The following is an 11,712-nucleotide window of genomic DNA, read 5'->3' as shown; positions in this document are numbered from 1 at the left end:
GGCGAGCACGATTTCCTCGACGAGGACGTCAAGTTCTACAAGGACCGCTACGGCAAGGGGACGCGCGGCGCCGGCTGGTATTCCTTCGACGCCGACGGCGTGCACTTCATCGGCCTCGTCAACGTCGTCGACCTCAAGGCCGGTGGCCTCGGCAATCTCGGCGCCGAGCAGCTCGAATGGCTCGAGGCCGACCTCAAGGGCCGTTCGAAATCGACGCCGGTGGTGGTGTTCGCGCACATCCCGCTGTGGACGGTCTATCCGCAATGGGGCTGGGGCACCGAGGACGGCGGCCGCGCGCTGGACTATCTCAAGGGCTTCGGCTCGGTCACCGTGCTCAACGGCCACATCCACCAGGTGATGCAGAAGGTCGAGGGCAACGTCACCTTCCACACCGCGCGCTCGACCGCCTTCCCGCAGCCGGCGCCGGGCACCGCGCCTTCCCCCGGTCCGATGAAGGTCGAGGACGCCAAGCTGCGCAGCATGCTCGGCGTGGCCAGCGTCAATTTCAAGGTGGGCGACGAGCGCCTCGCCATCATCGACACGCCGCTGCAGGGCTGAAGAGGAACATAGCGACCATGAAGCGACGTGATTTCATCAACCGCGGCGTGAGCTTCGCCGCGGCCGGCCTCCTGCTGCTGTCATTTACCGGCAGCAGTGCCCGGGCCGAGACCATCGCGGTGTCGATCGACAATTTCACCTTCGCCCCTGTCGAGGTCAAGGCGAAGGTCGGCGACACCGTAACCTGGACCAACCATGACGACATTCCCCACACGGTGGTGTCGGCCGGCAAGTTCAGGTCGAAGGCGCTCGATACCGACAACAGCTTTACTTTCACCTTCACTGCGGCCGGCGACTACAAATATTTCTGCTCGCTGCACCCGCACATGACCGGGCTGATCAAGGTTGAGTAACGCGTCAAACCAGCGCATCACTTATTCGCCCGGCCGGCCTCCCGGCCGGGCGAATGCCGCTTCCGCATCAGCCAGGCAGCAGGGAATGCCGCTCAACACAACCAACGACGATCCGGAACGGGCGCGGCGCTTTCGCGAGCTGGCGCTGCCCTATCTCGACGACGTCTACACGCTGGCGCGCTATCTGTTGCGCGATCCGTCCGACGCAGAAGACGCGGTGCAGGATTGCTACCTGCGCGCGTACAGGCATTTCGACACCTATCGGGGGCCGGCGATTAAGCCCTGGCTGTTCGCGATCCTGCGCAACGTCTGCAATGCCGAGTTTTCGCGGCGCGCCCATGCGCCGACCAAAACCATCGACGATGCGCCGGAGGCCGCCGAGCAGCCGCCGCTGTGGCGCGAGACCCAGGAGACGCCGGAGGGGGCCATGTTGCGGGAGCGCGACGCCTCGGCGATCCGCCGCCTGATCGATGCGCTCGCCGAACCCTTTCGCGAAACCTTCGTGCTCCGGGAGATCAACAATTTGTCCTATCGCGAAATCGCGGAGGCCGCCGGCGTGCCGGTCGGCACCGTGATGTCCCGCCTCGCCCGGGCCCGCGCCATGCTGCGCGCAGCCTGGATGGCGGAAGAGGAGCCTTCACAATGACCTGCGACGAGGCCGAAATCCTGCTGCATGCGCTCGTCGATGGCGAGCTCGACGCCGGCCATAGCAGCGAAGTCGAGGCGCATGTCGCAACCTGTCCGCGCTGCACGGCCGAACTGGCCGCGATCAGGCAGATGCATGATGCCGTCGCCGGCGCCGACCTGAAATACACCGCGCCGCCCCTGTTGCGGAAGCGCATCGAGGCCGCGCTGCCGCAGCCACGCGCGGCCGTGCCGAGCCGCCGCTCCATACTGAAGGGCTTTGCGATGGGCTCGGCGGTGTCGGCGCTGGCCGCGACCGGATTGGTCGCCATCTTGGTCAACAAGGACGACCAGCAACTTGTCGAAGCGGAAATCGTCTCGGCGCATCTGCGCTCGCTGCAGGCCGGCCACCTCACCGACGTGATCTCGACCGATCAACACACGGTGAAGCCGTGGTTCAACGGCAAGCTCGACGTATCGCCGCCGGTGATCGATCTCACCGCGCAGGGCTTCACCCTGATCGGCGGCCGGCTCGACTATGTCGATGCGCGCGCCATCGGCGCCGTGGTCTATAAGCGCCGCCAGCACGTCATCAACCTGTTCGTGGCGCAGACGGCCGACACCGCCCAGCACGCCGCGAAGATGGACACGATCCAGGGCTTCAACATCCGACGCTGGGGCGAGAGTGGGATGAAGTTCTGGGCGGTCAGCGACATCGGCGCCGACGAGCTCAACGAGTTCGGCGCCAAGTTCGAGACTGCGATGAATGCTAACAAGGAGGGATAAAAGCCGCTCTCGTCATTGCGAGGAGCGTCAGCGACGAAGCAATCCAGTCTTCCGCCGCCGGTCTGGATTGCTTCGCTTCGCTCGCAATGACCCGCTTATGTTCTTCCGCACGATGGGTGGGACGACTTTACATCGGCTTACGCCGATTTGCGCATCGCGTTGTCGACCAGCGTCTTGCCGAGCGACCAGATCGCGCCGGGCACCTTGTGGCTCTGGGCGATCACGTCATCGAAGGCGCGCACGATCCAGGCGCAATCCTCTTCGGTAATGGTGAGTGGCGACAGCAGCTTCACCGTATGCAGACCGTGACCGGCGACCTGAGTCAGGACCTTGTGATCCTTGAACAAGGGCACCGTGATCAGCTGAACGAACAAACCCTTGTTGGCGCTTTCCAGCACGTTCCACGACGCCTTCAGCCGCAGCGATTTCGGCGGGCCGAACTCGACGCCGATCATCAACCCCTTGCCGCGGACTTCCTTCATCAACTCGTAGCCCGGCACCATCCGGTTCAGTGCCAGACGAAGCTCGGCGCCGCGCTTGGCGGCGTTCTCGATCAGCTTCTCCGCCTTCAAAACTTCCAGCGTGGCGATGCCGGCGGCCATCGCGAGATCGTTCTTCGCGAAGGTCGAGCCGTGCACGACGGCACGATCCATGCGGTTGAAGATCTTGTCGAAAATGGCCTTGCGCGTCAGCAGCGCGCCGACCGGCACATGGCCGCCGGACAGCGCCTTCGAAAGCAGCACCATGTCCGGCTCGACATTCCAGTGCTCGACCGCAAGGAAGCGGCCGGTGCGGCCGAGGCCAGTCTGGATTTCGTCTGCGATGAAGATGGTGCCGTATTTCTTGCACAGCGCGGCTGCGCCAGGCAGGAATTCATCGGAGGGCATGTTGACGCCCTTGCCTTGAATCGGCTCGACGATGAAGCCCGCGATCTCGCGCGAAGATAGCGCCTGCTCGAGCGCGGCGAGATCGTTGAACGGCACCGTGGTGCAGCCCGGCAGCAGCGGCTCGAAGCCGCCGCGGAAATTCTGGTCATCGGTCAGCGAAAGCGCGCCATAGGTGAGGCCGTGATAAGCGTGCCCGCAATAGACGATGCCGGGCCGCCCGGTCGCGCCGCGCGCGAACTTGATCGCGGCCTCCACCGTCTCGGCGCCGGAATTGGCGAAGAACACCTTGTCCAGATACGGGACATATTCCAGCAGCCGCTCGGCCAGCACGCCGGCCAAGGTCGACACATCGAGCTGCACGAGATTCGGAAGGTCGCTGTCGAGCACACTCTTCAGCGCGGTCCGCAGCGAGGGATGGTTGCGGCCGATCGCGAACACGCCAAATCCGCTCAGCAAATCCAGGTAGCGGGCGCCATCGCGGTCAAACAGGTATTGTCCCTGCCCTTTCTGGAACCCAACGTCGTATCCGATCGTTTTGAGAACGCGTACCAGCTGCTCGTTCAGATGCTTGGAATGCATGGAACTGCGCTGATTCTCGCGCTCCACAAACATCTCGGAAACGTCTAGATTGGAGTTTAGCATCGGCTACATACTTCGGTTGATGGATGTTTCGTCAACTGAAAACGCGTAATGCGGCGTTTTGCCCCCATTCGCACCACCAAAGCAAGCACGGGTTTCAGCCAATGTTGCACCGCTCTAAATCTCTCACGCGCCCAGTATTAGCATGTTCGGGACTGTTGTTCGCAGCAGGAATTTCGTCCGCGATGGCAGCCGATCCCACCGGTGACTGGCGCGTGGCGGATGGTGTCGCCAACATCCGAGTCGCACAATGCAATGGAAGCATGTGGGGCGCCGTCGCCTGGGAAAAAACGCCGGGAGGCCGTGACACCAACAATCCCGATACGGCCAAGCAAAGCCGACCGACGCTCGGGATGCCGATTCTGCTCGACATGAAGAAGAAGGCCGGTGCCGATTCCTGGGAAGGCGAGGTCTACAACGCCAAGGATGGCAAGACCTACGAGTCCAGCATCACGCCGACCGACGCCAATCATTTGGAGATTAGGGGCTGCGTGCTCGGCTTCCTGTGCGGCGGCGAGACCTGGACGCGAGTCGGTCCGCCGATCCCTTCGAGCCCGGCGAACAGCATGGCGAAAGGTACCGCAAAACCGGCCGCTCCCGCACCGAAAGTGGCCGCGGCGCCCGCTCATGAACCGAGAACAACCGGCGCGGTGACGGGATCGAGCGGCAAGCCGGGTCAGGCAGGTCAAAAAACCGCTAGCGCCGATACAGTCGGCGACATCTGCCTGCTGCCCGAGATCGCCCACGCCCATTAGCGCAGGGCTCGCCACCAACAGGCGTCTGTTTCAAGATATCGGCCGATCCAGTGACTGGGTCGGCCGATATCGCTTGATCGCTACTCCTTGATGACGCGCGGCTTGCCCATCAGCGCAGGCTGGAACAGCAGCACGGCCGCCAGCGTGGTCACCAGCGAGAGCGCCAGCAGCTTGCCCATGCTCGATGTGCCCGGATGGCTCGACAGCCACAGGCTGCCAAACGCGGTCGCCGTGGTCAGCGCGCTGAAGAATATCGCGCGCGTCAGGCTGGTCTGCAGCAGGTTGGTCCGGCCCTCACGCCAAGCCGTCACATAATAGATCTTGAACGCGACACCGATGCCAAGCAGCAGCGGCAGCGCGACGATGTTGGCAAAGTTGAGCGGCAGCCTGATTAGGACACAGATTTCAAGCGTCACCGCGCCCGCAACCAGCAGCGGCACGATCGTCATCAGCACGTCGGTGATCCGCCGCAGCGTGACCCATAGCAGCAGGCTGATCACGACCAGCGCATAGATGCCGGCGTGGATGAACGCCCGCACGATGGTATCGCCCGATTTGAGGATCGACACCGGGCCGCCGATCGCGGTCGGCTCGGCCGCCAGCACCGCATTGGCGAAGTTGCGCAGATTGTCATTGTCGTTCGGATCGCCCTTCGGCTCGGCCTCGACCCTGATCCAGCCGTCCTTGCTGCGCCACTGCGAGACCAGATCGGCCGGCAGCGTGGTCAGGCTGACCGGCTGCGCCTGCAGCGCCAGCTTGAGCTGCTCGATCACGATCTTGAGCGGCATCACGAAGGTCGCCTGCGCCTTGTTGCGCGTCTCCTCGTTGGAGGTGGCGAGCTTGGCGAGCGCGTCCGCAAGCCGCCGCGACGCGACGGCTCCCGGTCCTTTGCCCTCGCCGGCGGTCTTGCGCAGATTGTTCACGGTCGAGTTGAGCGCCTCGACATTCTCCTGATCGCTCGGCGGCGCATCGATCTGGTCCGGATTGAGTGCGGGCCCCAGCACCTTCGCGCCCTGCCCGATCATTTTCAGCTTGGCCTGCTGGTCCTCCGGCACAAAGCTGTCGAGCGACATCACCCGCGCCACCTCCGGCACTTTCTCGAGCTTGGCCTCGATCGCCTTGGCATCGCTCTCCGATTTCGTCAGCACGTCGATCGCATTGGCGCCGGTGTTCGGGTCCTTGCGCAGGTCGAGATAGGTCGCGATCGACTCCGCCTTCGGATTGCGCAGGTTCATCGGGTTGAAGTCGAACTTCATGAAGTAAAGCAGCGGCAGGCCGGCGATAACGACCGCGAGCGTGCCGACGATGATCGGGATACGATGCTTCTCCAGGAAGTGGTCGACAGGCGCCAGGAAGGCATAGCCGACCGGCTCCTTCTCGCCAGGCGGATTGAAGATTTTCAGCAGCGCCGGCAGCACGGTGATGCTGGAGACGAAAGCAATCAGCATGCCGGCTCCGGCAATCTCGCCGAGCTCCGAGATGCCCTTGTAGTCGGTGGGCAGGAAGCAGAGGAAGCCCGCCGCGGTCGCCATCGCCGCCAGCGACAGCGGCACCGCCGCACGGCGCGCGGCTTCGGCGAGCGCCGCCGACAAATCGTCGTTCTTGAAGCGCTCGGAGCGGTAGCGGACGCTGAACTGGATGCCGAAATCGACACCGAGGCCAATGAACAGCACCGCGAACGCGATCGACAACAGGTTGAGCGAGCCGACCATCATCAAGCCGACCGCGGTCGTGAGCGACAGGCCGATGAACAGATTGATGAAGACGGCGGAGATGATCTTGGCGGAATGCAGCGCCAGCCACAGGATCACCAGCACCACGATGACGGTGCCGATGCCGTTGGTGACGGCGCCCTCCTGCACCGTGGCATATTCCTCATTGGCGATCGGCACCGGGCCGGTCAGGCGTACCCGCGCCTGGTACTTGCCGGCGAAATCCAGCTCGTTGGCGGCTTGTCGGATCGCGTCGGTGGCGTCCTTGCCGGGCTCCAGCGCCTGGTAGTCGAGTACAGGCTTGAATTCGATGAAGGCCCGTTTGTCGCTGTCCGCCAGCGGCTTGTCGCTAAGGAGCTGCCGCCAGGAGAAGGTCGCATCGCCCTTGTTCAGGATGGTCTCGACGGTGTCGGAAATATAGTGGAACGGGCGCGCAGTGCTGTCGAGCTGGACCTGGCCGCGCTTGACGCCGACAAGCCCCGTCTCCAGCGCGCCGGTCAGGCCGCGGATCGACGGGTCGCCCGCCATGATCTCGATCAGCGGAGCGGCCTGCTCGAACTGCCCGGTGAGCTGCTTGACCTCCTCGGTCGGCAGGAACAGCAGGCCGTTCTTCTCGAAGAACTCGCCGGTGCCGAGCGGCTGCACCGCGGAGAAATGCGTAGTGTCGTCCTTGAGCTTCTGGAACAGGGCATCAGCCGCGACGCCGACGAGCTCGGGCGTCGGCGCCTCGACCACCGCCAAAATGGTGCGGTCGCGATCGAAAGCCTGCTCGAACTGCTGATCGCGCTGCCGCCAGTCAAGATTCTCCGAGATCAGCGTGTTGATGTCGGTGTTGATGACGAAATGACGCGCCGTGTAATAGCCGCCCCCCACGGACAGGAGGAGCCCCGCAATCAAAGTCGGCCACGCAAACCGGGTGCAGGCCCTGACGATCGAGACAACAATACTTGTCAGCACTTTTGACTTTCTAATGTTGGTGAGCTGGCCGGAAACGTCCGCTGCCTCGCGGAGTTCCCTCGCGCGGACTAACCCTTACAGACGTTGCTCTTATTTCGGACAACGGCCCGGATACAGGGCGGTCGCGGAACCGTTATGGGCGGCTGATATAGCGGAGATTGTCGGCGGTAAAGTGACGAACGAGTGAGGGTCTAAGAGTTTCATTTCGTTGTACTTTTATCTAATTACTATAATACCAGAGACGTGTTAAGTGTGTGAGGCTGATCACATGTGCGAGAACTGCCCTTTGTCTTTTCTCTCTGATGAAATTTTGACACAAAGCCCTGCCCCTCCATGTACTCGGAATATGGAACCGGATGCCTTTAATGGCGCAGATGTTGCTCGGACCGTCCCGATTCGGCGGGAGGCGATGGATGAAAGTGAGGCAACGTGACCGACGGACGTCCGATGCAGATCTATCTCGCGCAACCGCGCGGTTTCTGTGCTGGCGTGGTGCGTGCGATCGAGATCGTGGAGCGCGCTTTGGAGAAATACGGCCCGCCCGTCTATGTGCGGCATGAGATCGTGCACAATAAATACGTCGTGGAGAGCCTGAAGGCCAAGGGTGCGATCTTCGTCGAGGATCTTTCCGAGGTGCCGCCGCGGGCAGTCACGGTGTTCAGTGCCCATGGTGTGGCTCGCACGGTCGAGGAGGAAGCGGCTTCCCGGAGCCTGCCGGTGCTCGACGCGACCTGCCCGCTGGTCACCAAGGTCCACAACCAGGGCAAGCGCTACAAGGCCAGGGGCCGTACCCTGGTGTTGATCGGTCATGCCGGACATCCCGAGGTCGAGGGCACCATGGGCCAGGTTCCCGGCCCCGTTTACCTCGTTCAAAATGTTGCAGATGTGGCCGTCCTGCCGCTGCCGACAGCCGCCCCTATGGCCTATATTACCCAGACCACGCTTAGCGTTGATGATACCAAAGACATCATCGCCGCCCTTCAGGCGCGGTTTACAGACATTCAAGGCCCGGATATCCGGGATATCTGCTATGCGACACAGAACCGTCAATCTGCGGTAAGGGACTTAAGTAAGCTGGTGGACGTGATTTTGGTGGTGGGCGCCGCCAATAGCTCCAACTCGAACAGACTGCGCGAGATCGGCACCGAGGCTGGAATCGCAAGCTATCTGATCGCTGATGGCACCGAGCTCAATCCGGAATGGCTGAAGGAGGCCGAGGCCGTCGGTATCACCGCCGGCGCGTCGGCTCCGGAAGTCCTGGTTGATGACGTGATCGAAGCCCTGCGCCGCATCGGACCGATGAAGGTCTCGGTGGTCCCGGGGCGGGAAGAAAATATCGAATTCCGCCTGCCGGCCGAGCTGGTCGCGGGCTGATCCTGTTGTTTGGTCCAGAAAGAAGACAAGTAATGGCAATCCCCTTCTTCAAGGAAATGCGTATCGGGGCCTATCTGATGAAGCAGAAGCTTCTCGGCCGGAAACGCTATCCGCTGGTGCTGATGCTCGAGCCGCTGTTCCGCTGCAACCTCGCCTGCGCCGGCTGCGGCAAGATCGACTATCCGGACGCTATCCTGAACCGCCGCATGTCGGCACAGGAGTGCTGGGACGCCGCCGATGAATGCGGTGCGCCGATGGTCGCGATCCCCGGCGGCGAGCCGCTGATCCATAAGGAGATCGGCGAGATCGTGCGCGGCCTTGTCGCCCGCAAGAAGTTTGTCTCGCTCTGCACCAACGCGATGCTGCTCGAGAAGAAGCTCGATCTGTTTGAGCCCTCGCCCTATCTGTTCTTCTCGGTGCATCTGGACGGCCTGCGCGAGCACCACGACCACGCGGTTTCGCAGAAGGGCGTGTTCGATCGCGCCGTGTCGGCGATCAAGGCCGCCAAGGCGCGCGGCTTCACCGTCAACGTCAATGCGACCATCTTCGACGGTCATCCGGCCGAGGAGATCGCGAAATTCCTCGACTTCACCACCGAACTGGGGGTCGGCGTCACCATGTCGCCCGGCTACGCCTATGAGCGCGCGCCCGACCAGGAGCACTTCCTCAACCGCACCAAGACCAAGCAGCTGTTCCGCGACATCTTTGCGCTCGGCAAGGGCAAGAAGTGGAATTTCATGCATTCTGGCCTGTTCCTCGACTTCCTGGCCGGCAACCAGGAGTTCGAGTGCACGCCGTGGGGCATGCCGGCGCGCAACATTTTCGGCTGGCAGAAGCCCTGCTATCTGCTCGGCGAAGGCTATACCAAGACCTTCAAGGAGCTGATGGAGACCACCGATTGGGACACCTACGGCACCGGCAAGTACGAGAAGTGCGCAGACTGTATGGCTCATTGCGGCTACGAGGCCACCGCAGCTGATGCGGCTCTGACCAACCCGCTGAAGGCAATGTGGGTGAGCTTGCGCGGCGTGAAGACGACGGGCCCGATGGCGCCGGAGATCGACCTCTCCACGCAGCGGCCCGCGCAATATGTGTTCTCGTCCGAGGTGCAGAAGCGGGTCTCCGATATCCGCAAGGACGAAGCCGCCGAGAAGGCCGCGCGGCAGAAGGCCTCCACCGCAGCGTAACGCGCGACAATTATCGGAACACACAAGCAGGCCGCCGACTGATCGGATCAATCGGCGGCCCGTCTATTTTGGAACGACCGTGAGAAGCGCTGGGCCGGCGCAACAATTCGCTGATCCCGGACCAGCGAGCAGAGCGAGCGCGATCCGGAGCCATCCATCGTTGCCGCTGTGACATCGCGCTGCCGCTACAGCAGATCCGACAAAATTGCCTCGGCGGCTATCGGCCCGGCGTTGTCGGCGCGCAATTGCGCACCTGACCGGGACGACAGCGGAGATTGTTGCTTCCGCCGTCGCGCGACAATGAGGCTTAGGCTTCGGCAGCAAGCAGGGTGTCGGTCTCAAGCAGCGCCTCGGCGCCGAGCAGGCTGCTCAGCAGGTAGTCGCGGCAGCCGCGCAGTGAGCGCAAGGCCCGGTTGAACTCGATCCCGGTCGAGACAAGGCCGCGCAGGACCCGCGGATTGCGCGCGACGCCGCGGAGGATCATCGGCAGGTCGATGTCGCCGTTGGGCTTGATGGCATTCTTGGCGAGCGACGGCAGCGTGCGATGCGCAGGATCGGAGATGACGCGCAGCGCCGCGAAGGGTAACTCGTATTCGGCAGCATAGGCCGCGGCGATGTGGCTTTCCATGTCAACGGCGGCGGCGCCCGTCCTCATATGCAGCGCGGCTTTGCGGGCCTGCTGAACTACCACCTCCTCGGCACCGGCGAGCACGCCGCGCACGACCCGGCGCCCGCCGATCGTCGCGCGGGCAATATGGTCCTCACTCAGGGACAGGCCGGCCAGCCAGCGCGCATCACCGGCGGTGACTTCCGAGGCCACGACGACATCGCCTGCTTTCAGGCTGGGGTCGAGACCACCCGCTACGCCGAAACTGATCACGCCGCGAATCGAGCTCGGATCAAACACGGTCAGCAGCGCCCGCAATTGCTGCGGATCGCTGGAGCTGCAGATGACCATCATACCGGGCCCGGCTGCGATGCGGGCCTCCTGTACCAAACCAGTCACGACCAAAACCGGCCGCGGATCAATGGTGCGATCCGCGGACGTTTCGTCCCACATGCCCACCTTCACAATCTGACCCCTAACACCCTGCTCTCTGTCGTCCCGAAAGTTCAACCCGCGCTAGCGCTCAGATGGACAGAACTTAACAATAGCCATAATAACGCACACAAAATACCCGGAGAAACCCCGTTGCGCCCTTAGCGCACTGGTCTCGTTGCATTTTTGCTCGGTGTTGCCGTTCGGTACTACGCGCAACGCGAAACGGCGCGGCCAACCGGACATTTCTCGCCCACGTCGCCCGAGCAAGGCTCGTGCCGGCGTCCCATCACGGCAAGAGCCGAATCGTACTCGCCGCATAGTGACAGAATCGGTCGAAGCTGTCGCCGTAGCATTCCTCGCTCGGCTGGAACCGATCAATGCGCGGCAAGGACGAGATCGGCAGCGCGATCGCCGGAACGGACCGATCCCTCAATGGTGGCCGGCAGCCCGGTGTCAGTCCAGTCGCCGGCAAGGGCCAGGTTCCGGAAGGCAGTCTTAGCCCCCGGACGCAACGCGTTCTGCTCCGGCGTCGCCTCGAAGGTGGCGCGGCGCTCGCGGACGATCTGCCACGGCGGCAATTGCGCCTGCTGCTCGGCCGGAAGCCCTGCCGCCTTGCAGACGTCGCGCCAGATGGCGATTGCGAGCTCCTCGCGCGGCATGTCGACTAGGCGGTCGCCATTGCTTATCGTCACCGACAGCCGCTGCGGGAAGGCGAACAGCCATTCGACGAGGCCGCCGACCACGCCCATCAGCGGCGGCAGGTCGCGGGGCGGGTCGGTGCGGAAATGCGCGTTGACGATGGCGCGGAACTTGGTCGGCACCGAAAGCCCGGGCAGCA

The 11,712-nt window shown here is 63.2% G+C and carries 11 protein-coding genes; 7 read left to right on the top strand and 4 right to left on the bottom strand.

The annotated features are described in order from the left end of the window. From WA702_RS16480 to WA702_RS16465, 4 genes are all read left to right on the top strand, one after another. The coding region (locus tag WA702_RS16480; protein ID WP_425111602.1) for a metallophosphoesterase family protein at positions 1-558 on the top strand (558 nt) is incomplete at its 5' end. A gap of 8 nt (positions 559-566) precedes the next feature. After that, the gene (locus WA702_RS16475) at positions 567-911 is read left to right on the top strand and encodes a cupredoxin domain-containing protein (RefSeq protein ID WP_425111604.1); all 345 of its coding nucleotides are present in this window, start codon (positions 567-569) and stop codon (positions 909-911) included. Positions 912-996: 85 nt separating this feature from the next. After that, on the top strand, positions 997-1,557 hold the full coding sequence (locus WA702_RS16470) for a sigma-70 family RNA polymerase sigma factor (protein ID WP_425111601.1): 561 nt from the start codon (positions 997-999) through the stop codon (positions 1,555-1,557). Further along, positions 1,554-2,321, top strand: a complete 768-nt coding sequence (locus tag WA702_RS16465) for an anti-sigma factor family protein (protein ID WP_425111600.1) — start codon at positions 1,554-1,556, stop codon at positions 2,319-2,321. Before WA702_RS16470 ends, WA702_RS16465 begins: the two co-directional genes overlap by 4 nt. Before the next feature lie 137 nt (positions 2,322-2,458). Here WA702_RS16465 and hpnO read toward each other — a convergent pair whose 3' ends face one another. Then, positions 2,459-3,850 carry an aminobacteriohopanetriol synthase HpnO gene (gene hpnO / locus WA702_RS16460; protein ID WP_425111599.1) on the bottom strand — a complete coding sequence of 464 codons (1,392 nt, stop codon included), beginning with the start codon at positions 3,848-3,850 and terminating at the stop codon, positions 2,459-2,461. A gap of 101 nt (positions 3,851-3,951) precedes the next feature. Here hpnO and WA702_RS16455 point away from each other — a divergent pair, with 101 nt between their 5' ends. After that, complete coding sequence (locus tag WA702_RS16455; protein ID WP_425111603.1) at positions 3,952-4,602, top strand: DUF2147 domain-containing protein; 651 nt, start codon at positions 3,952-3,954, stop codon at positions 4,600-4,602. Between the two features lie 80 nt (positions 4,603-4,682). On the opposite strand, the gene WA702_RS16450 is transcribed toward WA702_RS16455, so the two are convergent. After that, positions 4,683-7,271 carry an MMPL family transporter gene (locus WA702_RS16450; RefSeq protein WP_425111598.1) on the bottom strand — a complete coding sequence of 863 codons (2,589 nt, stop codon included), beginning with the start codon at positions 7,269-7,271 and terminating at the stop codon, positions 4,683-4,685. 447 nt (positions 7,272-7,718) lie between these two features. On the opposite strand from WA702_RS16450, the gene ispH reads away from it, so the two are divergent. Beyond that, positions 7,719-8,645: a 4-hydroxy-3-methylbut-2-enyl diphosphate reductase gene (ispH, locus tag WA702_RS16445; protein ID WP_425111597.1), complete on the top strand. Its 927-nt coding sequence runs from the start codon at positions 7,719-7,721 to the stop codon at positions 8,643-8,645. Positions 8,646-8,677: 32 nt separating this feature from the next. Then, positions 8,678-9,832 (top strand): adenosyl-hopene transferase HpnH, encoded by a 1,155-nt coding sequence (gene hpnH / locus WA702_RS16440; RefSeq protein ID WP_425111596.1) that lies wholly within the window; start codon positions 8,678-8,680, stop codon positions 9,830-9,832. A gap of 307 nt (positions 9,833-10,139) precedes the next feature. Here the strand turns inward: hpnH and WA702_RS16435 are convergent, their stop codons facing one another. Further along, positions 10,140-10,904, bottom strand: coding sequence for a phosphorylase (locus WA702_RS16435; protein ID WP_425111595.1), 765 nt, complete (start codon positions 10,902-10,904; stop codon positions 10,140-10,142). Between the two features lie 344 nt (positions 10,905-11,248). Then, positions 11,249-11,712, bottom strand: a 464-nt coding sequence (locus WA702_RS16430; RefSeq protein WP_425111594.1) for an FAD-dependent oxidoreductase, incomplete at its 5' end; no start/stop codon positions are given.

Source organism: Bradyrhizobium sp. (assembly GCF_049798375.1).
GTDB lineage: Bacteria > Pseudomonadota > Alphaproteobacteria > Rhizobiales > Xanthobacteraceae > Bradyrhizobium.
Note: the sequence above shows the minus strand (reverse complement) of the source record. Positions and strands in the feature narration are given on the sequence as shown.

Coding starts and splice junctions, on each gene's coding strand:
- WA702_RS16470 (WP_425111601.1), top strand. CDS start 997: ATGCCGCTCAACACAACCAACGACGATCCGGAACGGGCGCGGCGCTTT.
- WA702_RS16465 (WP_425111600.1), top strand. CDS start 1,554: ATGACCTGCGACGAGGCCGAAATCCTGCTGCATGCGCTCGTCGATGGC.
- hpnO (WP_425111599.1), bottom strand. CDS start 3,850: ATGCTAAACTCCAATCTAGACGTTTCCGAGATGTTTGTGGAGCGCGAG.
- WA702_RS16455 (WP_425111603.1), top strand. CDS start 3,952: ATGTTGCACCGCTCTAAATCTCTCACGCGCCCAGTATTAGCATGTTCG.
- ispH (WP_425111597.1), top strand. CDS start 7,719: ATGCAGATCTATCTCGCGCAACCGCGCGGTTTCTGTGCTGGCGTGGTG.
- hpnH (WP_425111596.1), top strand. CDS start 8,678: ATGGCAATCCCCTTCTTCAAGGAAATGCGTATCGGGGCCTATCTGATG.